The sequence below is a fragment of the Bartonella taylorii 8TBB genome, assembly GCF_902825155.1.
Lineage (GTDB): Bacteria > Pseudomonadota > Alphaproteobacteria > Rhizobiales > Rhizobiaceae > Bartonella > Bartonella taylorii_A.
This window is the reverse complement of sequence record NZ_CADEAG010000003.1, coordinates 115,545-142,017: the sequence shown is the minus strand read 5'-3', so window position 1 is coordinate 142,017 and position 26,473 is coordinate 115,545. Positions and strand designations below refer to the sequence as shown.

19 protein-coding genes and 1 pseudogene are annotated in these 26,473 nt (G+C 38.1%); 5 read left to right on the top strand and 15 right to left on the bottom strand.

Translation table 11 applies throughout. The annotated features are described in order from the left end of the window. The first annotated feature begins 167 nt into the window (after positions 1 to 167). The gene (locus J7R13_RS03815; protein ID WP_208437551.1) at positions 168 to 713 is read left to right on the top strand and encodes a methylated-DNA--[protein]-cysteine S-methyltransferase; all 546 of its coding nucleotides are present in this window, start codon (positions 168 to 170) and stop codon (positions 711 to 713) included. Here J7R13_RS03815 and J7R13_RS03810 read toward each other — a convergent pair. From J7R13_RS03810 to thiC, 9 genes are all read right to left on the bottom strand, one after another. Then, on the bottom strand, positions 700 to 3,021 hold the full coding sequence (locus J7R13_RS03810) for an ATP-binding protein (protein ID WP_208437550.1): 2,322 nt from the start codon (positions 3,019 to 3,021) through the stop codon (positions 700 to 702). The genes J7R13_RS03815 and J7R13_RS03810 overlap by 14 nt on opposite strands. 287 nt (positions 3,022 to 3,308) lie before the next feature. After that, positions 3,309 to 5,936 carry an aminopeptidase N gene (gene pepN / locus J7R13_RS03805; protein ID WP_208437549.1) on the bottom strand — a complete coding sequence of 876 codons (2,628 nt, stop codon included), beginning with the start codon at positions 5,934 to 5,936 and terminating at the stop codon, positions 3,309 to 3,311. A gap of 80 nt (positions 5,937 to 6,016) precedes the next feature. Next, positions 6,017 to 6,844: a uracil-DNA glycosylase gene (locus J7R13_RS03800; protein ID WP_208437548.1), complete on the bottom strand. Its 828-nt coding sequence runs from the start codon at positions 6,842 to 6,844 to the stop codon at positions 6,017 to 6,019. A gap of 367 nt (positions 6,845 to 7,211) precedes the next feature. After that, positions 7,212 to 7,970 carry a hydroxymethylpyrimidine/phosphomethylpyrimidine kinase gene (locus J7R13_RS03795; protein WP_208437547.1) on the bottom strand — a complete coding sequence of 253 codons (759 nt, stop codon included), beginning with the start codon at positions 7,968 to 7,970 and terminating at the stop codon, positions 7,212 to 7,214. Further along, positions 7,961 to 8,566, bottom strand: coding sequence for a thiamine phosphate synthase (locus J7R13_RS03790; RefSeq protein WP_208437546.1), 606 nt, complete (start codon positions 8,564 to 8,566; stop codon positions 7,961 to 7,963). The genes J7R13_RS03795 and J7R13_RS03790 overlap by 10 nt, the downstream gene beginning before the upstream one ends. Further along, positions 8,563 to 9,336, bottom strand: coding sequence for a thiazole synthase (locus J7R13_RS03785; RefSeq protein WP_208437545.1), 774 nt, complete (start codon positions 9,334 to 9,336; stop codon positions 8,563 to 8,565). Before J7R13_RS03785 ends, J7R13_RS03790 begins: the two co-directional genes overlap by 4 nt. 4 nt (positions 9,337 to 9,340) lie before the next feature. Continuing rightward, positions 9,341 to 9,538 carry a sulfur carrier protein ThiS gene (gene thiS, locus J7R13_RS03780; protein ID WP_004860371.1) on the bottom strand — a complete coding sequence of 66 codons (198 nt, stop codon included), beginning with the start codon at positions 9,536 to 9,538 and terminating at the stop codon, positions 9,341 to 9,343. A gap of 3 nt (positions 9,539 to 9,541) precedes the next feature. Next, complete coding sequence (locus J7R13_RS03775; protein ID WP_208437544.1) at positions 9,542 to 10,492, bottom strand: FAD-dependent oxidoreductase; 951 nt, start codon at positions 10,490 to 10,492, stop codon at positions 9,542 to 9,544. Further along, on the bottom strand, positions 10,489 to 12,321 hold the full coding sequence (gene thiC, locus J7R13_RS03770; protein ID WP_208437543.1) for a phosphomethylpyrimidine synthase ThiC: 1,833 nt from the start codon (positions 12,319 to 12,321) through the stop codon (positions 10,489 to 10,491). The genes J7R13_RS03775 and thiC overlap by 4 nt, the downstream gene beginning before the upstream one ends. A 1,960-nt stretch (positions 12,322 to 14,281) precedes the next feature. Between thiC and J7R13_RS03765 the strand changes: the two are divergent. Further along, positions 14,282 to 15,168 (top strand): annotated as a pseudogene (locus tag J7R13_RS03765) (phage tail protein); the annotation flags it as partial. Positions 15,169 to 15,295: 127 nt separating this feature from the next. Here the strand turns inward: J7R13_RS03765 and J7R13_RS03760 are convergent. From J7R13_RS03760 to J7R13_RS03740, 5 genes are all read right to left on the bottom strand, one after another. Beyond that, a complete protein-coding gene (locus tag J7R13_RS03760; protein ID WP_208437542.1) occupies positions 15,296 to 16,090 on the bottom strand; it encodes a heme ABC transporter ATP-binding protein in 795 nt (264 codons plus the stop codon). Then, positions 16,087 to 17,184: a FecCD family ABC transporter permease gene (locus J7R13_RS03755; RefSeq protein ID WP_208437541.1), complete on the bottom strand. Its 1,098-nt coding sequence runs from the start codon at positions 17,182 to 17,184 to the stop codon at positions 16,087 to 16,089. The genes J7R13_RS03760 and J7R13_RS03755 overlap by 4 nt, the downstream gene beginning before the upstream one ends. 5 nt (positions 17,185 to 17,189) lie before the next feature. Continuing rightward, complete coding sequence (locus tag J7R13_RS03750) at positions 17,190 to 18,092, bottom strand: heme/hemin ABC transporter substrate-binding protein (protein WP_208437540.1); 903 nt, start codon at positions 18,090 to 18,092, stop codon at positions 17,190 to 17,192. Positions 18,093 to 18,108: 16 nt separating this feature from the next. Next, positions 18,109 to 19,152, bottom strand: coding sequence for a hemin-degrading factor (locus tag J7R13_RS03745; protein ID WP_208437539.1), 1,044 nt, complete (start codon positions 19,150 to 19,152; stop codon positions 18,109 to 18,111). Between the two features lie 267 nt (positions 19,153 to 19,419). Next, positions 19,420 to 21,591 carry a TonB-dependent hemoglobin/transferrin/lactoferrin family receptor gene (locus J7R13_RS03740; protein ID WP_208437538.1) on the bottom strand — a complete coding sequence of 724 codons (2,172 nt, stop codon included), beginning with the start codon at positions 21,589 to 21,591 and terminating at the stop codon, positions 19,420 to 19,422. Between the two features lie 241 nt (positions 21,592 to 21,832). Between J7R13_RS03740 and J7R13_RS03735 the strand changes: the two genes are divergently transcribed. Beyond that, positions 21,833 to 22,615 (top strand): TonB family protein, encoded by a 783-nt coding sequence (locus J7R13_RS03735; protein ID WP_208437537.1) that lies wholly within the window; start codon positions 21,833 to 21,835, stop codon positions 22,613 to 22,615. A 121-nt stretch (positions 22,616 to 22,736) separates the two neighbouring features. Here the strand turns inward: J7R13_RS03735 and J7R13_RS03730 are convergent, their stop codons facing one another. Beyond that, positions 22,737 to 24,842, bottom strand: a complete 2,106-nt coding sequence (locus tag J7R13_RS03730; RefSeq protein WP_208437536.1) for a lytic transglycosylase domain-containing protein — start codon at positions 24,840 to 24,842, stop codon at positions 22,737 to 22,739. 249 nt (positions 24,843 to 25,091) lie between these two features. Here J7R13_RS03730 and dapA point away from each other — a divergent pair, with 249 nt between their 5' ends. Both dapA and smpB read left to right on the top strand, forming a co-directional pair. Then, positions 25,092 to 25,976, top strand: a complete 885-nt coding sequence (gene dapA, locus J7R13_RS03725) for a 4-hydroxy-tetrahydrodipicolinate synthase (protein ID WP_208437535.1) — start codon at positions 25,092 to 25,094, stop codon at positions 25,974 to 25,976. Between the two features lie 19 nt (positions 25,977 to 25,995). Then, positions 25,996 to 26,472 carry an SsrA-binding protein SmpB gene (gene smpB, locus J7R13_RS03720; RefSeq protein ID WP_208437534.1) on the top strand — a complete coding sequence of 159 codons (477 nt, stop codon included), beginning with the start codon at positions 25,996 to 25,998 and terminating at the stop codon, positions 26,470 to 26,472. Position 26,473 lies beyond the last annotated feature (1 nt).

Here is a 26,473-nt window from a genome sequence, read left to right as displayed (position 1 = left end):
GTTTTATTCATTATGCTATTCTATAAAATGGTTACAGCGTGATTTTAAGTCGATGACTAAGAAGATAAATTTCAGAATGATTTTATCTTACCTTGTAAAGAGTATGATGAGATTTTTTTGAGTTCATTCATGATGTTCAAATCTGTTAAAAATATAACAAAGTCAAAATGCTGAACATTCCCCAAAAGAAAATATTTTTTCTGCAAAACGTTTCAATAGGAGGGCTTTTGGTGGCCAAATCTCATAAAGGGATTTGTGATATAATGTTGGGAGATACTACAGAACAATTATTACAAGAATTCACGGTATGCTTTGATGATGCACAACAAGTGGATGATGACAACATATTTAAGAAAGAAGTTGCACATATTGTCACAATGATAGAAAATCCTGAGTTGGTAAAACGACATGACTTTCCCTTAGATATAAAAGGCACGATCTTTCAGCAGAAAGTATGGGCAGCATTATGTGAAGTGCCATGTGGTGAAACAATTTCATATGAGGCGTTAGCGAAACGTATTAGTATGCCAAATGCTTTTCGTGCGGTTGCTAATGCATGTGCACGTAATAAATTGGCATTAATCATTCCTTGCCATCGTGTGGTACGCAAGAATGGTTTTATCTCTGGATATCGTTGGGGTTTTAGGTGGAAACAGGTTTTGCTACAACGGGAACAAGGGAGAGAAATTAAAAACGAATTTAACTCTGTTTGATAGGCATTGTAATGGTTACAGTTGTACCTTTCATTTCTTTAGAGATAATTTCAAGTTTTCCTTTGTGTAGTTCTAGCAAGGAGCGTGAAATGGCTAACCCAAGACCTGAGCCAGCATGGGTTTTAGTGAGTTGATTTTCAACTTGTTCAAAAGGTTGTCCGAGTTTTTTGATGGCTGCTTGAGGAATGCCAACTCCTGTATCTTTAATTTTACAAACAAGGTTATTTTTTTTCTTGAAAGCGCAAACATTAATACTACCACCAGAAGGTGTAAATTTAACAGCATTAGAGATGAGATTAAGGAAAATCTGCTTCATGGCACGGATATCAACTTCTGCATGGAGTTCTGGAGCAATATTTGTTGTAACAGAAATATTTTTTTCTTGAGCCTGTGGTGTAAGTGTGCGCGCTGCTTCACTGATAATGGGTTCAAGATCGGTATTTTTACAATCAAGGGTAAATTTTCCAGCTTCGATTTTGGACATATCAAGGATATCATTGATAAGCGTTAGAAGATGGGCTCCTGAATTGTAAATATCATGCATATATTCTTTGTAGCGTTGCGAACCAAGAGGACCAAAGGTCGATTGCAACATGATATCTGAAAAGCCGAGAATGGCATTAAGTGGGGTGCGCAATTCATGGGACATATTGGCTAAAAATTCTGATTTAGCTTTGTTAGCACTTTCCGCGCGCTCCTTTTCTGCTTTGAGACTTTTATTAAGTTTTTCAACTTCTGTGGCACGTTGTTGAGCATTTCCTCGAGCACGTTTGAGTTCTTGAATGAAAGAAAAGAGACGTCTTTCACTGTCTTCAAATTTTTCTTGTTGTTGTTTAAGTTCAGAAATATCTGTACCAATGCAAACAAGTCCTCCATCTTGGGTACGTCGTTCATTAATTTTGAGCCAACATCCATCTGCAGTTTGGCGAATACTGGTTAAGTTACCAGAACCATCATCTTTGAGGGGATATTCACTGATTGCAGGGCGGGATATTGCTTCAACGGTTGCACGCTGGATTCCTGATTGTAGAACCTGTTTAGGAATAGCTGCATATTCGCAAAACTTGCTGTTTGACATAACTAAACGCCCTTCTGAATCCCATAAAACAAAAGATTCTGAAATATTTTCAATCGCATCACGGATACGAAGGTCCGCTTGCGCTGTTTCTTCTGCGAGTTGACGCTGTTCACTAATATCGAAGGCAATACCAACCAAATGGGGTTCTTCTTCATCTGTAACTTCAGCACGAATGCGCATCCATACATAATGACCATCGGCATGACGCATGGGGACATTAATATCGATATGCTTTTTTTTACCACTCATTAACTCCTGAGCAAGATCAAAAAAATTAGCATCGTTTGGGTTAATAATAGCGGTAATTTGAGAAATTGAGAGCAGTGCGTCTTGAGGGACATAGCCAAGCATTTCGTACATTGCTTGTGACCAGTAAACACGTCCGCTTGCCATATTCCAATCCCACAGTCCACAGCGTCCACGCATCATTGCCATATCAATACGGTTTTGAATTTTTTCTGAAATCAAATCCGTATTGCGTGCTCGTAAAATTTGATTGTAATAAGCATAGAGGAGAGTTAAAATAACGCTGGTAGTTCCTATAAAAAGGACTATATTTAACGAGAAAAATTTGCGCCATTCCATGTAGGTATTTTGTATTTTTTCGCTTATGAAGACACCATATTGTCCATTTGCTGTTTGGTGAAATGAAGCGAGAGCTGGTTCATCTCTCCCTATTGTGATTTGCATTGTACCGGCGTGTTGTCCAAGAGACTGTAAAGCAATGCTCTCAGGGGTCAAATCTTGTAAGGGTTTTCCTAAAATAATCTCTGAACTTGATGAAGCTAAGATATTGCCTTTTTGATCTACTATGGCGATAACAGTGTTAGTATTGATAAGACCTTGATTGCGAAAATTGGTAAGGATATTTTGCAAATGATGATGAGAAAGAACAGAAGCTTTTTTTTGCTGAGTGGCGGCAAGTAAGTCACGGTCAATGATATTACTAACATGAGAAGCTAAGAGAGTGATGGTAGAACGTGTACTTTTATCAATCGTATGGCGCCAATCATAGATTGATGTGAAGCGAATTGCTGCGAGCACCACGAGAAATATACTAATAATAAATGGAAGTGAACGCCGCAGCCAAGGCTCAATAAAGAGAAGTTTTTGATAGGTTGAACTAGAAAACAGATTGATATACACCGTTCGCACCTTGTGATTTTGTGCGCTCGGTTTTGCAGCGGCGTGCATTTCTGATGGCGCATTATATGCGTCCAATTTAGCCATTTTAAGTTCCTCTAATTATGGAATAATATGACTGAAAAACTGCTTCGGTATCCATAATCAAACTCCATGGCTGCAATGAATCAAAACAGGAGTCTTCTGTCCAGTCTTTTTTTTAGAAAAAGTAATTTTACTTCTTATAAGCAGGGAGTATGGAAACTAAAAGAAAAGCTAACATTATCCATAAACAGGCTTAAATTACCTGTTTATGGTGCTATTGTTATTGAAGAACTACTTTAGGTGATTTTATCAATAAGATTATAATGTATTGATTATAAATATTTTTTATTTTAAGCGAGGATGCGCGTGATGATATCTGCTACATCGCTTGACAATTGAGGAGCTACTGCAATTGTTTTTAATGCAGCTTCAAGTTTTTGTTGCCGAATAGGCTCTAATTGTCGCCAAGAACGCATTATTGTGAGTAATTGCGAAGCAAGCTGTGGATTTTTTTTGTCAATTTCCAAAATAATTTGGCAAAGAAAGTGATAAGCTGCACCATCAACTCTATTAAAACCCGTTAGGTTATTAGAAGCAAAGACACCAATTAGGGCTCGTACACGATTGGGATTATCTTGTGAAAAGAGCGGATGCTGCATGAGTTTTTGTATATGGGCAAGTGTTGATGCTCCCGCAACCATTGCTTGAATGGAAAACCATTTATCCATAACCAAAGGATCATGCCGATATCGGTTTTCAAAATCATTTAAAGCATTTTGTGCTTGCTCACTTTTGTTAAAATGCCGCACTAAAATGGTTATACTGGCCATGCGGTCAGTCATATTATCAGCTGTTACATATTGCGTGACAGCACGATTTGGTTGGGCTTCAGCAATGGAAAGATAATCTAGGATAATATTCCGTAATGCTCGTTTTCCAGCTTGCGTAGTGTTTGGTGAATAGGGCTCATGAGTTTCCATTTGCATATAAACTTTTGTGAAGAGCTCTTGATGTGTATGCGCGAGTGAAGCTAAAAACTGATTACGCACAGAGTGGATACGATCTGGATCAACATTTTTACCGATTTTATGGGCAAGTTCAATTTCGCTAGGTAAATTTAAACAAAATGCGCGAAACTCTGGATCAAGACTTTCATCTTTAAGGATGCTTTCAATCAATTTTAGCAAAGAAGAAGGCATACTCTCTTTTGCTTGTGTTTTATCGTGAATAGCTTGAATGAGAGCTTGCATCATTAAATGATTAAACGACTGCCAACGGTTGAGTTGATTGCTATCATTTTGTGCAAGAAATATAAGCTCGTTTTCATTAAACGGAGTTTGTAAATTGATAGGTGCAGAGAAGTCTCTAAGCAGAGATAAAACAGGTTTTTCACTCAGTCCCTTTAATGTGAACGTTTGGCTTTCTTTAGACAGAAGCATAACATCTGATTGAATATCCGCATCAGTCTCATAGGTAAGAGATTCTCCATTTTGTCCTAAGAGACCAAAAACGATAGGGATAAGCATAGGTTTTTTTGTTTTTTGTTGCGGTGTTGCCGGAATATGTTGTTTTGCATGAATTGTTAAAATACCATTGTTATAATGGTGGTCGATTTCCACATGAGGCGTTCCTGCTTGTTCATACCACAGCATGAATTGTGAAAAGTCTCTACCAGAGACTTCAGCAAAACAGGTGACAAAATCTTCAATTGTGCAAGCTTGCCCATCATGACGTTGAAAATAGAGATCCATTCCTTTACGAAAAAGAGTAGGACCTAAAATAGTATGCATCATGCGAACAACTTCAGCGCCTTTCTCATAAACGGTTGTGGTGTAAAAGTTGTTGATTTCACTATATTGACGAGGCCGTACAGGATGAGCAAGTGGACCAGAATCTTCAGTAAATTGCATAGCTTTTAATGTTTTTATATTTTCAATTCTCTGTAGACTACGTACATTTTGATCTGAGGAAAATTCTTGGTCTCGGTAAACTGTTAGTCCTTCTTTTAAACAAAGTTGAAACCAATCACGGCAAGTAATACGATTACCGGTCCAATTATGGAAATATTCATGAGCAATGATACGTTCGACATTTCTATAATCATGATCGGTTGCTGTTTCAGGATCTGCAAGAACATATTTATCATTAAAGATGTTAAGCCCTTTGTTTTCCATTGCACCCATGTTAAAGTCCGAAACAGCAACAATATTGAAAACATCAAGGTCATATTCGCGTCCAAAACATTGCTCATCCCAACGCATGGAGCGTTTGAGGGCATCCATTGCATAGGTTGCACGTTTGGTTTTTCCTTTTTCCACATAGATACCAAGTTTGACACGTCGACCAGATACAGTAGTAAAATGGTCTTCTAACTTATCAAGATCACCGCCAACTAAAGCAAAGAGATAGGATGGTTTGGGATATGGATCTTCCCAAAGAGCAAAATGACGATTATTTTCAAGAGTTCCTGTTTCCACGAGATTACCATTGGAAAGTAAGATAGGGATTGTTTGAGAATCCGCTTCGATTTTGACCGTATAGGTAGAAAGAATATCTGGGCGGTCGTAAAAATAAGTAATACGACGAAAACCTTCTGCTTCGCATTGTGTGCAATAAACACCATTTGAAAGATAAAGTCCCATGAGTTGGCGGTTGCTTTCAGGGTTTAGTTCCGTGACCAATTGCAATGTAAAAGGAGTTGCTGGTGGAGTTGTAATTTCTAAACGTGAAGGCGTGCTTTTATAAGCGTTTGCAGACAATGCTTCACCATTAATAGCAACAGAAATGAGTGTAAGATCATCACCAGAAAGCACAAGAGGCGTCCTTTCTTTCGTATTTTGACGCGCTTCAATCAATAATATTGCCGTAACAAGGGTTTTTGTTGGTTTCAAACAGAAGTGAAGTTGTGTTTTGGGGATAGCATAAGGGGTTGGTTGGTAGTCTTCCAGACGATAAATGGGGACTGTTGATTGTTGCATAATTTTTTCCTGATTGTATTTTAAAAGTTACGGAATTGAAAAAGTGTTTATGTTTTAAGATAAGGGGTAAGATTAAGGAGTTATAAAAAGCTATCTAAGCGCTTTTTTACTTCTAAGAAGTCTATCCATGTAAGCTTTTTTTGACTGGGCGTTCGGAGAAGATAAGCAGGGTGAAAGGTTGGCATAACAGGTATTTTTATGTTGTCTTCACCTTCATAGGTGAGCCATTTCCCCCGAGACCGGATAATTCCATTTTGAGCCCCTGTAAGGAACTGTGTAGCAACTCCTCCTAGTGCTATAAGAATACGAGGTTTAGCTAAATGAATTTGTCGTTCAATGAAAGGGCGGCATAATGCGACTTCTCTTGGTGTCGGTGTACGATTTCCTGGTGGGCGCCAAGGAATAGTATTGGCTATGTAAACATTGTTTCTTGTCAAGCCAATTGATGCGAGGATTTTGTTCAATAATCTTCCGGCTTTTCCTACAAATGGAATCCCTTGTATATCTTCCTCTCGCCCTGGTGCTTCTCCTATGAGCATAAGCGGGCTTCCCGCTGTTCCATCTGAAAAACAGGTATTTTTTGCTGTCAATTTTAATGAACAGCCATTAAACGCGAGGAGAGCAGATTTTAATTCATCAAGTGTATTCACACTTTTTACACTCTCTATAGCTGAAGGCTCACCTTGTATAATGTTAGGGGTAGGCAGTGGACGATTGGGTGACTTTATGGTTGGTGATATCTGTTGATTATGAGAAATGTTTACTGTTTGTATTGATTTTTTCTCTAAGGAGGCAGATTGATTAAAGCGATCAATAGGTGAATCTGTTAGAACAGCATCCACACCACTTTCTTTATAAAAGTTTAAGAGTTCTTCATATGAGATTGAGCACGTTGTTTGATTTAACATTTTACTTTTTCTGGTGATCTATCTCCTAGGAATAGAGCAGATAACATTATCCTTCAAGCTTTATAATGTGTTTTTTAGTAATTTATATGTGAACAACGATGAGCCTTTTTATCTTAACAAAAAACATTGAGAAGTATTCGCAGTTATATGCATTTTTCAATACGTTACCTTATCGGTTAAGATGATATACCGGAGCATTCTACAATAAAAAATTTTTCATCAAATGCAAGTTGTATAATATGACAATTATATTATAGATTTATAATATTATATTTATACATATGCATTCATTTTGAGAAAAAATAAACATATAAACTGAAAAATAGAGCCAGAATAGTTAATCAGATTATGACATAATATTGAGATTCTAATAACCTTTTCGGTTGTGATTTAACAGTAATGTGTGAATATATGCTTTTGCATTTTTTATGGCTTGAGGCATAGATTCATTTAATGCCAAATTGGCTGCAATAGCGCTTGAAAGGATGCAACCTGTTCCACGCATTGTTCCCGTTAAGCGGGGAGTAGAAATATTTATGATTTCAGTTTTATCAATGAAGCTATCCGTTGCAAGGGGACCGTTTGCATGACCACCTTTTATCAAGATAGAGCGTGGACCAAATGACAGCAGTTTTCTTGCTTGCTGTATTGCTTGCTTATGATGAGATGCCAATGGATTTTGGCTGAGAAGAGCGAGTTCTTCTCTATTGGGTGTTAAAAGATCAACGTGAGGGAGAAGTTTATTGATCATAATTTCGGTGATTTTTTCTGTTATTAGTTTTCCTCCTGATGAGGCGACAAGTACAGGATCAAGAATAACTGGAATATGAGGATAATCTTTGAGTACATTACAGATTGCTGTTATAATTGCTTTGGTCCCTGTCATACCGATTTTTATTGCGCTTATTGGATTGGCTCCTAAGGCACTGCGCATTTGCGCGGCGATGAGTTTTTCATGCATTGGAACAATTTCAGCAACGTGGTTATCATCTTGTACGTTAACGCAGGTGATAGCTAAATTTGCTTTTATTTGAAAATGTGCAGCTGTTTCTATATCACGGACAATACCAGCGCCTCCTGTTGGATCAGTTCCCGCAACAATAAGAATAGAAGGCTTCAACGCCATACCTTTGTTACCTGTAACCACTGTTGGACACGCTGTTCGGGTTTTTTATGGAGAATAATGTCGGTTACAACAGCAGCACTATTGGCTCCTGCTTTTAAAACACCAATAGCGCGTTCTGGTGTTAAGCCACCAATGCCCACTAAAGGTAAAGCACCAATCCGTTTTCTCCATTGTTTGATTTTTTCTAGTCCTTGCGGCATCCATTTCATTTCTTTTAAGATTGTTGGATAAATAGGACCAAGCGCAACATAGTCAGAATTAACAGAAAGGGCTATATCTAATTCTTGTTCATTATGTGTGCTAAGACCAAACCTTATACCATTTTTACGAATTGCAGGAAGATCGGCACTGCTTAAGTCTTCTTGCCCAAGATGAATAAAATTGCATTTTTCATCAATTGCTATTTCCCAATGATCATTAATGATTAATTGTATTCCCAATTTATCGCATATATTTTTTGCACGCTTAATATGTTGACGGATTATTTTTAAATTTTTATTTTTCATACGCAATTGTACGAGTTTGACTCCAAGAGGAATCAAACGTTCAACCCAATCAGCATTATCGACAATAAGGTAGAATGGGTCCAGTTTCATGAAAAGACTGCTTTTCCAATAACTGGCGTTGAAGGGACAGCTATATTACGCGCTTCGAGAAGTCCTGCTTTGTATCCCATACGCCCTGCCTGAACAGCTTTAGAAAACGCTTCAGCCATTAAGACAGGATCAGCTGATTTGGCAACTGCGGTGTTAAGAAGCACTGCATCATAACCAAGTTCCATAGCAACGGCAGCATGTGATGGGCGTCCAATGCCGGCATCAATAACAAGAGTGACATCAGGAAGGTAAGCGCGAATAGAACGCAATCCATCGGTATTATGAGGGCCTTTGGCAGATCCAATAGGAGCACACCAAGGCATTATGACTTGGCATCCAACGTCTAAGAGCTTTTCAGCAACAATGAGATCATCCGTTGTATAGGCAAAAATTTTGAAACCTTCACTGTTTAAAATTTGTGCTGCTTCGATCAAGGAAAAAACATTTGGTTGTAAAGTATCAGGATTTCCAATAATTTCGAGTTTAATCCAAGACGTTTTAAAGAGATCTCGTGCAAGTTTTGCCGTTGTAACAGCTTCTTTAACAGTGTAACAACCAGCAGTATTGGGAAGCACTGTTATATCCAATTCTGTAAGAAATTGCCAAAATTGTCCACCTTGTTTTCCGCCTGCGGTTTCTCGACGCAACGCAACTGTTACAATTTCTGTATTAGATGTATGAATAGCATCACGAAGGACTGCTGGTGAAGGATATTGAGCCGTACCTAACATAAGACGAGAAGAGAATTTACGTCCATAAAGATTCAGCATAGTTTTAGCCTCCTTGCATTGGGCTTAAAATTTCAATTTTATCTCCTTCATGCAAGACAAATTGGCTTCGTGCATTTACAGGAATAACTTCTGAATTAACAGCGGTTGCGAGCCAATTTCCTTCATAACCCAATTCTTTAAGCAAGAGATTGAGAGTGATAACTTCTGTTTGGATTCTTTCACCATTAACAAATATTTGCATACCTTACTCCAATGTCAATTTCATTGCTTGCTTTGCCATTTCTGGAGATAAAAGAAAACCATGTCTATAAAATCCATTAATAAAAATATGATTACCATGTTTGTGCACGGAAGGAAAGTTATCAGGATAGCATGGTCGTATGCCAACCCCAGATTCAATAATTTCTGCTTCGGCAAAAGCGGGATGCAAAGTATAAGCCGCATTGAGCAATTCCATCATTGATCTCACCGATATGGCGCCATCAAAATCACTCTCAATCATTGTTGCACCAATCATAAAAATATTATCTTGACGAGGGACAACATAGAGTGGAAATCGTGGATGGAGGAGACGAATTGGACGAGAAATTTTAATATCTGTGCTACGTACGAGAAGCATTTCACCGCGTACACCTCGTATATTTTTATCTTTTCCTAAACGTGCTATTCCAGTTGCATCAATGACAATATCAAAATTTGTTTCAGATGTTTCTACATCGACAAAAGATGCTCCGCTTTTTATAAGGTTTTCTTTTAAAGCAATAAGTGCTTTGCGTGGATCAAGATGTGCTTCATTTTCATAAAAGAGTGCACAATTAAAACGTTCCGCAAGATCCGGTTCAAGATGAGCGATCTCTGCAGTATTTATCATTTTGTGATTATGTGTACGCACTGCAAATCGTTCAAGTTCTACCTTATCCCGTGTCGGCGCAACAACTAAAGTACCTTTTCGTATAACAAAATTGGGAAGTGTTTTGAGCCACCATTGTATGGCAAGTATGCCGAGATCTTCAACAATCTGTTCCGCATTTTCTCTTTCACAGTAAGGTGCGAGCATTCCTCCAGCATACCAACTAGCACTTCCTATAGGTGAATGAGGGGGAGCCGATAGAGTAACAGAAACACCCTTTTGCTGTAACATACAGGCAACGGTTAATCCCCCTACTCCTGCACCTTTGATAAGAATATTCTTCAACTGTTGACACTCTTTTTTTGAACAGAAATAGCATCTACATAAAGGTCACCATTTTTTTGATATTTCTCGGCCATAGCAATCATGCCTTCTCCTTTTGTTTTTATTGTTGCTGCTGCTTCACGAATATCATGAGAAATACGCATAGAACAGAATTTTGGTCCACACATGGAACAAAAATGCACCAATTTATGAGCTTCTTTAGGCATTGTTTCATCATGAAAGGCACAGGCTGTTTCTGGATCAAGAGAAAGATTGAATTGATCATGCCATCTAAAGTCAAATCGTGCGCGTGAAAGGGCATTATCGCGCAATTGCGCTCTGGGTAAACCTTTGGCAAGATCAGCAGCATGGGCAGCAATTTTATAAGTGATTACGCCAGTTTTTACGTCATTTTTATCGGGGAGTCCTAAGTGTTCTTTGGGCGTTACATAACACAACATGGCGGTTCCAAACCATCCAATCATAGCAGCACCAATTGCGGATGTAATATGGTCATAACCAGGTGCAATGTCAGTGGTGAGAGGTCCCAACGTATAAAAAGGCGCTTCATGACAGAGATCTGATTGTTGCTCCATATTTTCTTTAATTTTGTGCATTGGGACATGCCCAGGTCCTTCAATCATAACCTGTACATCTTTTCCCCAAGCAATTTTTGTTAATTTCCCCAAAGTTTTAAGCTCTGCAAATTGGGCCTCATCATTGGCATCGGCAATAGAGCCAGGGCGCAATCCATCCCCCAAGGAAAGGGAGATGTCATAGGTGCGTGCAATATCACAAATTTCATCAAAATGTTCATAGAGAAAACTTTCTTTGTGATGATGCAGACACCATTTTGCCATAATAGAACCACCTCGGGAGACGATACCTGTTACGCGATCAATGGTGAGAGGGATAAAAGGTAATCTTAATCCCGCATGAATGGTAAAATAATCAACACCTTGTTCAGCTTGTTCAATAAGAGTGTCTCGGAAAATATCCCATGTTAAATTTTCAGCAATACCTTGTACTTTTTCGAGTGCTTGATAAAGAGGAACAGTTCCGATGGGAACTGGTGAATTTCGAATAATCCACTCACGAATATTGTGAATATTCCGCCCTGTTGAGAGATCCATAACTGTATCTGCTCCCCAACGAATAGCCCAAACCATTTTGTCGACTTCTTCTGCCATAGATGAAGTAACTGCTGAATTGCCAATATTGGCATTAATTTTAACACGAAAATTGCGTCCAATAATCATTGGTTCACATTCTGGATGGTTGATATTTTGGGGGATAATAGCACGTCCGCAGGCAATTTCATTACGAACAAACTCGGCAGTATAAATTTCCGGTATTGATCTATCAAATGACGCATCTGGTTGCGTTGTCTGCTGTTCTTTTATCGCTAGTCCTTCATTTTCTCGTATAGCCACGTATTCCATTTCAGCGGTAATAATACCTGCGCGTGCATAAGCCATCTGTGTAATTGCTTTGTCTTTTTTTGCTCGCAAAACAGGCTGTTTTTGTTCAAAGGTTGGTATAGGGGTTTGACTATAAGCTAATCCATTATCTTCGGGTTTGATTGGTCGTGCAGCATAAGGCTCAGTATCAGCACGCTTAGAGAGCCAAGCTGAGCTAATTGCTGGCAAGCCTTTTGTAATATCAATGATCATATTTTTGTCAGTGTAAGGACCAGAAGTATCATAGATGTGTAAAGGTTTTTCGCCGCTGTCTGTTAATGAAATTTCACGCAATGGTACACGCACATCAGAGAAGAGGAGGCTCTGTTGATAAATTTTGCGTGAGGCGGGGAAGGGGGTGCAACTGATTGATGGAATATTTTTCTGCATATAAACTTTTTCCTTATAAACACATAGTTAAAAAAACAGGTTGCAATGTTAATGGAGAAACATTCGAATTATCAATCACGTGTGCTTGCATTAAGAGGTGTATATAATATTGCTTTGATACCAAGATACGCCAGATAAAGATCAAGAAACTTTATTGAAAAAAATTAATGCAACATTCTTCATAGTATCTGCATTGTCCCCCACTTAAAAATTTTTTATTTGCAAGGATATGGTTGGCTTAAATGCTTTTATTGTCAATCGCAAAGATATATCTTTAACGATTTTTATATGTTTTTTAGAAATGCAAGCAGGTGTTATGAAGTAGCCAGCGATAATATTAAAATTTTTTATGAAAAAGGGTAAGAGAAAAATTTATTATTAAAAAGAGGGGATTTATGCTTAGCACTTATATTAATTTTTATTCTTCTACTTTTGTGTAGCTCTTAGGTTGTTCCAGTAATCATTCTTTAGAAATCATCATTTTTGTGTAAAAGGATGTCATACTGTTTTCTGTTTAGCGAAAAGCGCTTTGAGTTGTGGTATTTTTGCTACTGAAATCATAGCACGTCTTATGACGCATTTTCTTAATCTGTGTGCTATTTTTTATTATATGCTCGGTTGCAAATTTTTAAAATATGTCATCAAAGCTATGTTGGGTAAAAATTTTACCGCTTTTATCACAGATGACCATTTTATCTCCAATAGGAACAGTGTAAAATCTTACAGCTATCTTAGTAAAATAGCATAACATTTGTTTGGAATTTATTGTTTTATTTTTAAATAGATAGTATTTTCTGTATGTTTTTTGAAGAAGTCGTGCTTAAGGTTGTTGAGAATGCTGGTAATAAAAAAGCAATGATGGTTTTACCTTAGTTATAAGCATGGCAGGGGGATATTGGGTATATTTCTTTGTACTCTGTTAATTTCAGAAATCATTTCTCAAGAGTTTTGGGGAGATAATTAAACGCACGATTGAAAATTATATATAATTTTTGAAAGGACGATTGTCAGGTTGAGGGATTATAGATGAGATCTTAAGGTGATTGCATAGTTTTTCAATTTTCAGATTATGATTACAACAATATCGCAAATTCGATGATGGGAAATATTTTTCTGTGTTAGTTTGATGAGGCAGAATTAGATTATTAAAACTCTTTAGCGAACCTTTGCTCTGATCTTACCATGAAGAGGAAGAATGCCTATAGTTGCAAGGTACTATTCAGAAGGATTTATTGTTCGTGCAAAAAAATCTATCATAATAAAATACATGAGTAGGTAATCGTGCTAAGTGTGGGAAGCAATAGACGGTTGCAGCAGGTTGATTATCAAAAATTGCTAATACGCATTTTAAAGAGGGTGGAGAGCGCAAGTTTACATTTCTCAATTCTCGTGGAAAAATCAAGCGTATCCTTCAGATTTGATGAAGATATATGGTGTATCTTTTAGTATATCGGGGGAGTATATTATTCTCAGATTAAGTTGAAGCATGGGGAATTTACTCTATAAACAGTATCATCTATAGGGTACTAGAATATGAATAGGCGCGGTGCTCAAATGGGGGCTGGCATTTATCTGGCAAAACTTTTCAGGAACAAGTTTAATGAAATAGGATATGTTTCAAGAGGTATCTGCGTGCAAATAAAAATATGATGGGTAGTGTAAAGAAGCTAGAGAAAACTTCTAAGATTTGTTTGATACAGAGAACTGCCAAAATCTAAATAGGGATAAAGCAAAAGAAACTGTGAAATTTTTGCAACTACAGAACAAAAGGTTGCATTTATTTTTTCAAAGCACATAGATGAGGTATAAGCACATGAATGGTATAAAATATTGCTGTTGAGACAATCTGAAGGTATTGAAAGTGCTAGAATTGTAGTAGTTCTCATTACAACTTCAAATATGTCAGCAGTTTCCCCTATGTATCTGAAAAGGTATCATATTTAGTGATGGTTATATGAAATCCACCAATGATAGTGCACGGGCGATAATGCAGCGTGTGCGTGAATATCTTGCAGGTAGTAGTGGCTCTATTGATTCAAGTTTTATGGTGAATGCAGAAGATAAAACAACATTAATTACGTTGAAGACAGTTTCACTTATAGAGAAATATAAAAATGATATTATCATATGTTTTAAATTTCGAGGTATGAACATTGGCACGACAACAATAACGGTTAATAGTATAGGAGAGAAGCTCATCTATAAAGCCAGTAATGCAGGTATTATACCATTAGAAGGTGGAGAACTAAAAACAGATGGTATTTATGAAATGGTGTAGAAGGTTTTTCAATAGAAGATCGTAATGGTTGATGTCTCTTAAATCCCATACCCTCTGCGACCACCAAAGATAGAAACTTTTCCATGCGAATTTATTGCAAGCTTTGCTATGTAAGAAGTGCCAAATGGTTGGTTTTTATGTGATGGAGCTACTTATGAGTGTAAAGATTATCCACAATTATTCAGAGTAATAGGTGATACATGGAGCGAAGACAATGACAAAACCTTTAAAGTCCTTAGCTTTAGAGGAATATTTTTACGCGGGTTTGATGATGATCGTGATTTAGATCAGAATAGACAGTTTGCATATGAGCAAAAAGGTAGCATTAAATCGTACACGCATATTTGCACCATGAAAGAGGCTGGTGAATATAGACACAATTTTTAGTATTATGGAGTTGGATGGAATGCTAATGACATTGGTAGAAGGTCTCCCTTTTATCACTATGAAGTTATTATAGGGACAACACAACATGCTGGTGCACATACGCATAAGGTGACCGTTTTTTCGATGGGCAATACAGAAAAGCAACCTATGAATCAACAGTTGTGTATGTCATAAGATCATGAGGTTTTAGAATCATCAATAATCTATCCGCTATTTATGGTATTATTAACGCGGAGAAAATCCGCGTCTTTTTATGCATATTAGTGCTTTGATTTAAGCAAACAGATTTTTGGAAAATGCCGCACTATTTCATAGGCGGGATGCTGTTTGAGGTAGTATAAACGGAACATCTGCTTTAGGCAATTCAGAAACGATTAAAGCACAGTGATAAACATCACGTAGATTTTGTGTTGTCAAGACGGTAGAAGCACTGCCTTGGCAATAAATTGCTCCTTGCTTTAGCAATATTATTTTATCTGCATAATGTGCGGCAAGATTGAGATCATGGAGAACAGCAAGAACACTACCACCACAATGGGCAAAATTTTTGGCAATATCCATAACAACCAGCTGATGTTGAAGATCAAGGCTAGCAATAGGTTCATCTAATATCATCCAACGAGAAACTCCATGATAAACCGGCTCCCATATTTGGCAAAGGACACGAGCAAGCTGCACTCTGGCTTGCTCTCCGCCTGACAATTGGTGATAATACCGATCCCCATAATCAGCAAGACCGACGCGTTCTAAAGATTTTTGAATAAGATTTTGCAATTCGATTTTGGAAATGGTGAATTGGTATACAGAGAGACCAAGTGCGACCACTTCATGGACTAAGAATGGAAATGTTAGCGTTGTTGCTTGCGGCAGTACTGCGCGCATCTTTGCCATTTTACAGTTTTTTGTCTGGCTAACATCATAACCATTTAGAGTCATTTTTCCACTGTAAGGAAGTTCTCCACTGAGTGCTTTGATGAAAGTACTTTTCCCAGATCCATTAGGACCAATAATGACAGTGAGAGCGTTACTTTTAACTTGAAGGTTAATATTGCTAAGAATCTGTTTCTTTCCGCGTTGAACGCCAATATTGGTTGCCTCAATCATGAAAAATTTGTTCCTCTTTTGCGTATGAGGATCCACAGAAAAAAAGGTGCACCAAAAAGTGCTGTAACGATTCCAATTGGCAATTCTGCGGGGGCAACAATTAAACGTGCAAAGGTGTCAGCAAAAACAAGCAATGCTGCCCCCAAAAGAGCAGAACAGGGAATAAGATAACAGTGATCGGGACCAATCAGCTGACGCAAAATATGTGGAACAACAATACCAATAAAACCAATGCCACCACTAACAGCAACTGCACTACCACACATAAGGGCAACAAGAAAAATAGCAATATTTTTAATCCGTTGAATATGAAAGCCAATATGGCCAGCAACGGTTTCTCCAAGAGCAAGAGCATTAAGTGCTCGTGATAAAAAAGGAGAAAAAAGAAGACCGATGCAGATAAAAGGGAGAGTAAGCCAAACTTTCAACCATGTGGCACCCGCAAGAGAGCCAAGATTCCAAAAAGTAATATCACGGAGTTGTTGGTCATTTGCGATAAAAATGAGTGTTCCTACAACAGCACTGCTTAAAGCACCAAGAGCAATGCCTGCAAGAAGCATTGTTGCAACAGAAGTAAAACTATGGTGTGTTGCTATTACATAAAGAGTAATTGTTGAGAGAAGACCACCCAAAAAGGCACCTATGATAACTTTATAAGGCTCTAGAAAAGGTGCTAATGAAGCAGGAAAAGCAATACCGATAACAATTGCTAAAACAGCGCCAAGACCTGCCCCCGCTGATACGCCTACAATTCCAGGATCTGCAAGAGGGTTACGAAAAAGTCCCTGCATGAGAACACCAGAGACAGCTAAAGATGATCCAACCAATAATCCCAATATAATACGAGGAAGCCTAATGTCGATAAGTATAAGATAATCGCGTGTTTTACTACTTACTGAAAAATCTTTCGTAAGCATTACGTGAAAGAAATCAAAGAAAGAAACATTTGAAGCACCATTCAAAAGTCCACCAAAAATACTGAAGATAAGGAATATGATAAGACTTACTAATACAATCTTTTTCAAATTTGCACGGTTTATTTTTTTATTCTTTTTTGTTTCAGGTTCATATACTATAGATGTATTATCTCCCATGTTTATTAGCTTTTACCATTTTGGTTTGCACCATAAAATATATTAATAAGTTCTCTCGATGCATTTGCAGTGCGTGGACCAAATCCTAAAAGATACATGGCATCCATCTGTTTAATGGCATGATTTTTTGCTGCATTTGTTGCTTGAACTGCTGGTATAGCCAAAAATTTTTCAAGATTAGTAGATTTGCCATCATGGTTTACAAGTAAAATAACATCAGGATTTGATTTCAATAACGCTTCACCATTTAGGAGTTTATATCCTTTATAATCAGTGATGGCATTGATACCACCTGAAAGCTTGATCATACCATCGGCAGCTGTGTCTGTCCCAGATGCCATAACACGCCCATTTTGTACAGATAGGATAAAAAGAACGCGCTTTGGTTTTGTTATTTTTGCCAAAAGTACATCATTGTCTACAAAATCACGGCTTACTTTTTTAATTAATATAGCTGCCTGCGCTTCACGATGAATGGCCCTGCCAACAACACGAATCTTCTCTATTACACTTTCACGAGAGTAGTTTTCAGGCACGATGACTATAGGAATGGAAGCTTTTTTCAGGATATCAATTGTTGAAGCGGGGCCACTTCCTTCAATAAGCAATATACCTTCCGGAGCAAGTGATAAAACACCTTCAGGTGAAAGAGCACGCATATATCCAAGAACAGGAAGTTTGAGTGCTTCTTGTGGATAAACACTTGTACTATCACGAGCGATAAGCTGATCTTGAGCGCCTAATCCATAAATAATCTCTGTAAGAGAACCACCAATAGAGACGATCCGTGCATTCTCAGAAAAGCGAGTAGTAAGTTCAGCGATCGCTATCCTAGAAAAGGTAGAAAAAAAAAGCAATATAAAAACAAAAAGAATGCTTAGTAATCTACGCAAAAAAAGTGTAACCATATCCCACTTCACCTTTCTAAGCGACTACAGCTTTTTGACAGAGAGGAAGACCACTCAATAAAGAGCGCCAATCCTCACGTTCTTTTTGACCTTCCTTTCGCACACCAAAGAATTGAATAATCATTTCACCATTTTTATCGAAAGCCTCAAGTGAACTGACATAACCATCGCTGGTAGGTTTGCGAACACACCATACATTCTCAATACCGGCAAGGAGTAAATGCATATCAAAATTGTGATCAAGAATATTAATCCACGGTCCCATTTGCTTAATATTTTTTACTTTTCCACTGAAAATTTGGATACATCCTCTATTACCAATAAAGCACATAATAGGCACTTCTTGCTCTGCAACTTGGTGGAGCATCATTTCAACAGCTTCTACTTTTAATTCATCGGCGAATTCATTCCCAGCATATTTCACAGCATCACACCGATTAATTTTAAATTCAGAAATAATTCTATGAAGTTGGTGTACATCAGTCATATTTCGCCAACGGTTCCGGAACTGCTCAACATCCAGCTCTGTCGTATCATGTTGGATTGGAAAAGGAGTAGGAAGGATATCAAGAACAGATGATTGGTCTTCATGAAGCAACTTTTCAACAAGTTTATCCCATTCTTCCATATTTGTAGTTTCTTTAGAGTAGAGTTTAAAAATAGCAACACCATATTGATCAAAAAATTGTAAACTTTTTGCAGGTTTTCCAAGAATAATTACATCATATTCAAAACCAAATTTCCATTGTTTTGCAAAAATACGCAAATCAATTTCACCAAGCGTGATAGGGGTATGTTGGTTTTGAACAATTTTTTCAAAACATCCTGTTATTTCATGAACGGCATATTTATTACGCGTCAATGCCATAACTTTTCCAAGCCGAGGAGCAGCCTCTAGGAGAGTAGCAACATCGGTTTGTAGTCTTTTTGCTTTTCCTATTGTACAATAAGCAGCAACAAGTTCTGCTTCGGATATACCAATAGAGATTGCAAAATCACGATTCCGTACCCCTTTTTTTTCTTCACGCAAGCGAATAATCATCTCGGCTGTATATGACATGGACTTTCCTTATATTATTTCAGAGGGTTAATTTTTAAAATTGTACAATTCGAAAACAATGGATTGAACGATTCTCGAAGAATAGTTCAATCCATCATAAATAAGCTCCCTATATCAACAGCAGAAAAACCAAAAATCAATAAGCCAGAAACAATCAAAGCATTTCTTTTAAGTCTCTGTAATTTACAGAACAATGAGGACAGAAACACAATAACGCACTCTTTTGTCGATACAACTTTCTATTGGTCTAATAGCTAACAGAAGCAACTAAAATTTTTGCACGAACGATACTTTAAAGTTACGGCCAGGCTGGCTGTAATAATCCTTTGGTAATATATTTCTGCCAGAAGGAAGATCTGATATATTCCAATATTTTTCATTAAAAAGATTATAAACACCAGCTCTTATAGTTGGTCCCTTTTCACCAAATGGTTTCCACCAACCTAACATATCAACAGTGTTATATCCCGGAATTTTTTGGTTGTAAGATCCTTCAGCAACTTTATCACGTTTGTTCGCCAAAGTAAGTACAATATCTGTTCCCCAAATGGCTTTTGCATATCCCAATCCAATAACTGCTTTCAAAGGCGAAATTGAGTTAAGATATTCATTTTTGTCAAGATCTTTTCCTTGTGAATAAGCAAGGGAAAAATCGCTACGGAACCCACTACGAAGAGCCAAATGTACTTTCGCTACAGCGCCTAAAATACGTACGCGCGAACGATTTATATAATGCTGACGTGCAAACATGAATTCTTCTGACGGACCTTTATCCATGGTATCTATGAAGTTCTTATACTGATTAGCAAAGATACTTAATGAACCACCAAAATTTGCATTTTCATACCGTACGCCAACATCATATCCATTGCTTGTTTCTGACTTAAGATCAGGGTTTCCTTTCACGTAATAAAGGGGAGGTTTGATGTAGGAAAGGTAGAATTCTGAAACACGTGGTGCGCGAAAAGCTTGTGCCCATTGAGCATAAAATGTTACTTGATCACGAACATCCCACTCCATGCGTAATTTAGGAGAAAAACGTGAACCACTTCTTTCAGGAGGGTACTTGTCAGAAATGAGGGCTTTTTCATAGGGCGAGGTTTTTTGGGGGATATATTTATACCAATCATAACGACCCCCCGGTGTTATACGGAAACGATTATTAGCTAAACCAATCTCATCTTCGAAAACTACGCCAAAACTATAACTATTCGTATCCGGTGAATCAGATCGATTAGCGGGTAGAAAAGCACACGCACCTGCATTTTTCTTTAAATGGCAACTATCTTTACCGAATATATAATGGTGAAATTTAGAGAATAAAACATTCGTAGCAAGCCTTAATGTATGACTTCCAAAACCAACATTCATGGTTTTGAGAGCGTGAGCATTTAGACCATAATTGGTATCACGCACTAAATTATCTCTTAAATAATCTCCTTCTGGTGCTTCAATACGAAATCCATGCATAATATGATTATTCGACTGTCGTTGCCAATAGATCTGCCCACCAAACGCATCAAATAGTGTATCTCCATTGCCATTATAGTTATAAGAAAGGGACAAACGCTCACGATGCTTATAATCCTGATCATAAGCGGAACCTAGAGCGTACTTTGCAGATGCATTCAACGAATGTGTATTTCTGCTATAGCCAAAACGTTCTGCTGTAAAATTAAGCCGATGGTTGTCATTAAAATATTGATGAATCTTAAACAACAAATTATTTCTGTCAAAGTCGGCCGGATTTTTACGTGTACGTTCTCTATAACCACCTACAGTCCCCATATTTTTGCGTTCATGACCCTCCACGTAAGATCCTTGGAAAAGCAAGAATGTTTTATAATTACGTACAGCAAAAGCTTGACTTACGCGCCAACTGTTATCAACAGAATGATAACCACTTTTTATAAGGCTACCCCAGTTCTTTCCTTCAGAAACAAGGTCCTCAGGATTAAGGGTGCGCAAAGCAATAATTCCTCCCAGCGCGCCAGTTCCATAAATGCTAGAATCTGACCCCTGAATAATGTCAAACGTAGAAAGTGCATCAAAATCAAACGTTGTGTTTCCACTGTTTCCTCGTATTATATCTGAAGTCCATGGAAGAGTAATGCCATCCATTGTTGTGAGAACACGCTGCGCATCCAAACCACGAAGCATAAAACTGTCATTACTTGTGTTGTAAGTTATAGACGGGTCAAGACGACTAACATCATGAACATCACTTACTTGTTTTTCACTAATATCCTTAGCAGTTTTACGATTTGTCAGAACGGTCACTGAACCTGAAGCATCTTTTTTTCCTTTAATAACAATCGGCTTAAGTTCAGTTACAGCGTCTTTATCGCCGTTTTGTGCAAAAACAAATGAAGGAACACAAATCGACAACGCACTTAAAATTACACAACTCTTATGGATATTTTCTCGTCTTATTCGCATAACACATCATAACCTTTTAAAAAACCCCTCTCTAGCTTGAAATTTTACACATACAAAAAACTTGACATACAAATCACAAACAGCCCACCAAGCAAAAGCGATTTTGGATTGGGCACAAAACCACAAGGGGACCATATTAAACATGATAAAATCAGTCAAGAAAAAAGTTGCAATTTAAAAATAGCTTGTTTTAATGAAAGTTAACACCAATATTAAATTTAGAATAGCGGCGGAAAAAACTATGATTTTTGCAAATATGAGGCGATTATTAACTCTTTGGATTACGGGGTTTATTTGCGCTTTCTCTTTGCATATAGCATTGGGAGCAAAACTTTATTTCTATAGTACTGGTGTAAGTAATCGCACGCTCTCACCTACGATTACGCTAACTTTTGTACAAGAGCCTCTCTATTCGGATGCCGATACAGATTTGCCGGATATTGATGCAGATTTATCGAATGTTGACACAGAGCTAGAAGAGTTGCAGTCTGATCTTTCAAAGCGGGAGTCAGAGATATTAGAAGCAGTGAATGAGGCTCAACTGGAAGAGCCTCCGCATATTGTGGAAAAAGATGATTTAGCGGTTCTCAACTCTTTGGAAAAACAACTACCCCAAAAAGTGGAGCATAAAGCGCTTGTCAAAAAAACAATACCAATGCCAAAGGCTATGATAAAGCAGCCGACTGTAAAATCGGTGCGTTCGTCTATTACCTCCCAAAGTGGCGATGCAGCAGTACGTGATGATGCGTTGTTAGTAGAGTGGTTAGCAAAGGTACAAGCGCAATTAGAAATGCAGAAAAATTATGTTATAAGACAGCGTATTAGTCGTGCAAAAGGAACAGTGAAATTAGAATTTAGGGTGCATGAGCAGGGGAGTATTTTTTCCAGCCGTATTGTCGTTTCTGCTGGTAATCTGGAACTTGATCGGTTAGCTATGGCGGCACTTCAACGTGTGGGCTCTTTCCCTCCCCCCCCGCCATCAAAAGTGAACAAAATTATCAGAGTGTCCTTGATATTTAGCTAATTTTCACGGTGTTTCTGGTGAATTTTCACATACTTTATATCTGTAACTGCTACGATGTTATGGTTTACAGGTTAAAAAACGAGAATGAATAACTTTGAGATGGATCGAGATTGTATTACTTTCATTGGCCGGAAAGAAGAGCAGCTTTTATGTTTGTTTTTCCGGTCAATCTTGCTTTGTAAACTCCATAATTCTCCATGACACGCATCACATAATTACGTGTTTCTGTATAGGGAATTCGTTCAACCCAGTCGATGACTTTATCAAGAGATTGGCTACGAGGATCGCCGTAGCGTTTTATCCATTCATCGACACGACGAGAGCCTGCATTATAACTAATAAGAGTCAATATATAAGATCCATTAAAACGTTCCAATTGTTCTCTGAGAAAATAGGTCCCTAATGTAGCATTATAACTGGCATCATTACTTAGTTTTTTGGGTGACCACATGATCGAATATTTTTTGGCAAGTGTTTTTGCTGTCAATGGCATTAATTGGAGTATGCCTTGTGCGCCTGCTTTTGATAGGGCTGTCGGATTAAATTCACTTTCTTGTCGCGCAACAGCATAAACAAGTGCTTGTTCTACGGTAGCAACATGAACAGAGGTTGGTATAGCTCCTATAGGATGGGAAAGGGCACCAACATTTTTACCTTGAAAAACAGCAGTTTTTCCGATTTTAAGGCTGGTATAATAGTCACCATTTTTTTCTGCCATCACAGCTAAAAGAGCTAATTCGCCAGGGCTTTCTATTTTTTTACCGAGTTCTCTATAAAAATATTTAGCGAGATTAGCATAGCCAGCTGCTTCAAGACGTTGAATTGCTTTAATGGTTTCTCGTGCACTAAAACGTTGCCGTTCAGAAGCCGTTGGCTTAGGAAAAGAAATTTCGAGATTTTTTTGGTTAAGCCGTGCAGCTGCTAATTGACCATAATACGTTGCACCAAAATGGGCTGCGCGATGAAAATAATTTTGGGCATTTTTATGTTCACCCAGAGTTTCTGCGGTTCGTCCCATCCAATAGTATCCACGGGATACAGAAAGAGGTGAAGAAGATAATTGAGGAATACGTGAAAAATGGTGCATTGCCAATTGAGGATCATGAAGAAACCGGAGTGCATACCATCCTGCGTGAAATTCAGCATCGACTGCTAGTAAAGATTTCATACCATTAGATGTGGCAACGAGTTGATAAGCAGTTTTAGGTTTGTTTAAATCGAGCATTTCTCGAGAAAGGGCGCGTTGCTCTTTCCATAATGCGTGAGGATTCATAAGTTTTAATGCATCTTTTGATGTTCTCATCATGAGTGTTGCAGCTGCACTATATTGTCCAGTTCGCCGAAGATATCGAATTCGGGCAAATTGTAAAAGAGGGTCCTTTTGCCATGATCGCTCAACAGCTTGTAATTTTTGCATGGCTCTAGGATCATTTTTTTCAACGGCCAGAAAAGCATTAAAAAGAGATTGAGCATGGGCTAATTTTGCAACGCGCTCAGCTGAATCGAAGTGATGTGCATAAAGCATAAATTGCATGCGTTTCAGATGATCGATAGGTTTTAATACAGCGTGTGCACTTTTAAGAATAAGCTCTTCTTCTTTTACATTGAGTTTTGTTTTATGCCACCACGGTGCAATGATTTGTCGAGCCCGGGTGTTTTGTCCAGTTGCAATAAGTGCTTTAGCGAAGTGAGCCATACCTTGTGCTGTGAGAGGGGGGTGATGTGCAAACTTTTGGAGGATTACATGTATGGAATTGGTTTCATTGATAAAAGCACGTTCAGCATTACGTTGCATAATATCTATGCCTGGCCACCCTTTTAGTTCATTGATTGCATTGAATGTTTCAGAGCTTGGTATATTTGCTTGGCTTGATATACCGATTGCCCATGTCAAAATATGGCGGTCAAGACTATTCTTTACCATTGAATTACGAAGACTGATTGTTTTTGCAATATTGTTGTTTGAAAGTGCATCTAGCCCAGCTTTAAGTTGTTTAAGTGTAGAGTTATTAATGGATGGAGGAGGAGTGTGGGGTGCCGTGTGAAGCTGTCTAAGAGGTTTTTGAGCTTCTTTTTTTATGGCAAAGGAGGTAGGGCGAACCAAAGGGATTGGTACTGTCCCATGCAAAAGGGGCGATTGTGCCCACGCATTTGAAAATAAAATTGTTGTTGCCAGTATAAGTGCAGTAAGGGTTTGTACAAAAAAGGGGACAGGAAATGCACGCATAGAGAAAAAAACCTTGAAACCTTTCTTTTGGAAACACCCAAGAATTTTTAAAACAGAAGCGTGAAAAACGGGTTAATGTAGGCTGATGATTTAAAGAAATGTACGGAATTGAAGGAGAGACATGTTAAATCTTTTGAGAGCTATTGTGAAATACATCTTGCTTCAATGATAGAGCAAGATTATGCTTTATCATTGGTAATTTATAGAGGCTATTAAAAAAAATAAAGAGAACATTACAGGGAGTTTATCATGCTCAAGGGAGCTGTGACTGCGCTTATCACACCATTTGATGATGAGGACGCTATTGATGAGAAAGCATTTTGCAATTTTATTGAGTGGCAGATTGCACAAGGTATTAACGGTGTAAGTCCTGTTGGGACGACGGGTGAATCACCAACTTTAAGTCATGAAGAACATAAGAGAGTTATAGAATTGTGTGTTGAGCAGGTTGCTAAGCGTGTTCCTGTTGTTGCTGGAGCAGGATCAAATAGCACAAGTGAAGCTGTAGAGCTTGCGCAACATGCACAAAAGGCAGGTGCAGATGCAGTCTTGGTTGTCACTCCCTATTATAACAAACCCAATCAGTCCGGTTTATACTCGCATTTTTCTGCTATTGCGAAAGCTATTTCTATACCTATTATAATTTATAATATTCCCGGTCGTTCTATTATCGATATGGCTGTGGAAACGATGAGAGACCTTTGTCGCGATTTTAAAAACATCGTTGGTGTTAAGGATGCGACGAGCAAAATTGAGCGTGTCAGTGAACAACGTGAAAAGTGTGGAAAAGATTTTGTACAGCTTTCTGGTGATGATTGCACAGCACTAGGTTTTAATGCACATGGAGGTGTAGGATGTATTTCGGTTTCATCCAATGTTGCCCCAAAACTCTGTGCAGAACTGCATGCTGCTTGTTTACGTGGTGATTATAAAAAAGCCCTAGAATTAAATGATCGTTTGATGCCTCTCAATCGTGCAGTATTTATTGAACCAAGCCCTGCAGGTATTAAATATGCTGCTGCAAAATTAGGGATTTGTGGGAGTGCTGTTCGTTCACCGATTGTCCCATTAGCGGATACCACAAAGAAGATTATTGATGCTGCTCTGTGCCATGCAGGTCTGCTTAAAAAATAAAATGATATAGTAGTGAGCCATGAACAAAAAAAAGAACGCGCCAGTACGAAAAATAATTGCTGACAATCGTAAAGCACGTTTTAATTATGAAATTCTCGATAATCTTGAAGCTGGTGTCGTGCTTCAGGGAGCTGAAGTGAAATCTTTGCGTTCCAATCAGGCAAATATTGCTGAGAGTTATGCCAGCTTTGAAAATGGGGAATTATGGTTAGTCAATAGTTATATTCCTGAATATACCCAAGCTAATCGTTTTAATCATGAGCCACGTCGTTTACGTAAGTTATTAATTTCAAGACGTGAAATGGCACGTTTTTTTAATGCGACTTCTCGTGAAGGGATGACGCTTGTTCCTCTCAAACTTTATTTTAATGAGAAAGGGCGTGCTAAGTTGGAAATTGCTCTAGCACGTGGAAAAAAGCTTCATGATAAGCGCGAAACAGAAAAGAAACGTGATTGGGGGCGTGAAAAAGCAAGGCTTTTAAAAAGATATGGATAAC

Excerpts from the sequence above, each read along its gene's own strand:
- J7R13_RS03815 (WP_208437551.1), top strand. The coding sequence starts at position 168 with ATGCTGAACATTCCCCAAAAGAAAATATTTTTTCTGCAAAACGTTTCA.
- J7R13_RS03800 (WP_208437548.1), bottom strand. The coding sequence starts at position 6,844 with ATGTTAAATCAAACAACGTGCTCAATCTCATATGAAGAACTCTTAAAC.
- smpB (WP_208437534.1), top strand. The coding sequence starts at position 25,996 with ATGAACAAAAAAAAGAACGCGCCAGTACGAAAAATAATTGCTGACAAT.
- J7R13_RS03755 (WP_208437541.1), bottom strand. The coding sequence starts at position 17,184 with ATGGGAGATAATACATCTATAGTATATGAACCTGAAACAAAAAAGAAT.
- thiS (WP_004860371.1), bottom strand. The coding sequence starts at position 9,538 with ATGCAAATATTTGTTAATGGTGAAAGAATCCAAACAGAAGTTATCACT.
- J7R13_RS03735 (WP_208437537.1), top strand. The coding sequence starts at position 21,833 with ATGATTTTTGCAAATATGAGGCGATTATTAACTCTTTGGATTACGGGG.
- J7R13_RS03745 (WP_208437539.1), bottom strand. The coding sequence starts at position 19,152 with ATGTCATATACAGCCGAGATGATTATTCGCTTGCGTGAAGAAAAAAAA.
- J7R13_RS03795 (WP_208437547.1), bottom strand. The coding sequence starts at position 7,970 with ATGGCGTTGAAGCCTTCTATTCTTATTGTTGCGGGAACTGATCCAACA.
- J7R13_RS03785 (WP_208437545.1), bottom strand. The coding sequence starts at position 9,336 with ATGCTGAATCTTTATGGACGTAAATTCTCTTCTCGTCTTATGTTAGGT.
- J7R13_RS03730 (WP_208437536.1), bottom strand. The coding sequence starts at position 24,842 with ATGCGTGCATTTCCTGTCCCCTTTTTTGTACAAACCCTTACTGCACTT.
- J7R13_RS03750 (WP_208437540.1), bottom strand. The coding sequence starts at position 18,092 with ATGGTTACACTTTTTTTGCGTAGATTACTAAGCATTCTTTTTGTTTTT.
- J7R13_RS03740 (WP_208437538.1), bottom strand. The coding sequence starts at position 21,591 with ATGCGAATAAGACGAGAAAATATCCATAAGAGTTGTGTAATTTTAAGT.
- thiC (WP_208437543.1), bottom strand. The coding sequence starts at position 12,321 with ATGCAGAAAAATATTCCATCAATCAGTTGCACCCCCTTCCCCGCCTCA.
- J7R13_RS03790 (WP_208437546.1), bottom strand. The coding sequence starts at position 8,566 with ATGAAACTGGACCCATTCTACCTTATTGTCGATAATGCTGATTGGGTT.
- pepN (WP_208437549.1), bottom strand. The coding sequence starts at position 5,936 with ATGCAACAATCAACAGTCCCCATTTATCGTCTGGAAGACTACCAACCA.
- dapA (WP_208437535.1), top strand. The coding sequence starts at position 25,092 with ATGCTCAAGGGAGCTGTGACTGCGCTTATCACACCATTTGATGATGAG.
- J7R13_RS03760 (WP_208437542.1), bottom strand. The coding sequence starts at position 16,090 with ATGATTGAGGCAACCAATATTGGCGTTCAACGCGGAAAGAAACAGATT.
- J7R13_RS03810 (WP_208437550.1), bottom strand. The coding sequence starts at position 3,021 with ATGGCTAAATTGGACGCATATAATGCGCCATCAGAAATGCACGCCGCT.